This is a genomic window from Limimaricola cinnabarinus LL-001 (assembly GCF_000466965.1).
GTDB lineage: Bacteria > Pseudomonadota > Alphaproteobacteria > Rhodobacterales > Rhodobacteraceae > Limimaricola > Limimaricola cinnabarinus.
In genome coordinates this window covers 1-889 of record NZ_BATB01000169.1, presented here as the reverse complement: position 1 = coordinate 889, position 889 = coordinate 1, and the positions used below count along the sequence as shown (strand labels likewise).

Genomic DNA, 889 nt, shown 5'->3' with positions numbered 1-889 from the left:
CTGGCGCGTGACTTCGCCGCGCGCGGCATGGAGGTGCCCGAGGGCTACACGGCAGCCTATGGCATTCCCTATTCGGTGCTGCTGCTGATCGCGGTCGCAGTGGTGATGACGGTGATCGCCCGCAAGACGCGGCTCGGCCGCTATATCTTCGCCACGGGCGGCAACCCCGACGCGGCCGAACTGTCGGGCATCAACACGCGGCTTCTCACGGTCAAGGTGTTCTCGATCATGGGCATCCTCGTGGGCATCTCGGCGGTGGTCGCCTCGGCGCGACTGACGAACACTCCAACGACATCGGCACGCTCGACGAGCTGCGCGTCATTGCCGCGGCCGTGATCGGCGGCACCGCGTTGTCGGGCGGCATCGGCACGATCTATGGCGCCATTCTCGGCGCGCTGATCATGCAGTCGCTGCAATCGGGCATGGCCATGGTCGGGGTCGATGCGCCCTTGCAGAACATGGTGGTCGGCACCGTGCTGGTCGCGGCCGTACTGATCGACATCATCTATCGCCGCCGCGTCGGAGGGAAGTGACATGGAAACCAGGACCGATCCCCGTGCCAACGGGGCCAAGCCATTGGTCGAACTCAAGGACATCCGCATTCCTTCGGCGGCGTGCAGGCGGTCGACGGGGTGTCGCTCGATCTCTACCCGGGTGAGGTCGTGGGCCTTCTGGGCCATAACGGCGCAGGCAAATCGACGCTGATCAAGATCCTCTCGGGCGCCTACAAAGCGGATTCGGGCGAGATCCGCATCGAGGGCGAGAAGGCCACGATCAACTCCCCCCGCGACGCACGGCGCTACAACATCGAGACGATCTACCAGACGCTGGCGCTGGCCGACAATCTCGACGCCGCCTCGAACTTGTTTCTGGGGACGCGAGTCGTCAC

Annotated in this window: 2 pseudogenes; both read left to right on the top strand. The window is 65.1% G+C overall.

Annotation, left to right across the window (positions count from 1 at the left end):
* Positions 1-27: 27 nt before the first annotated feature.
* Positions 28-533 (top strand): annotated as a pseudogene (locus tag MBELCI_RS18930) (ABC transporter permease subunit).
* A gap of 1 nt (position 534) precedes the next feature.
* A pseudogene (locus tag MBELCI_RS18925) lies at positions 535-889 on the top strand (ATP-binding cassette domain-containing protein); the annotation flags it as partial.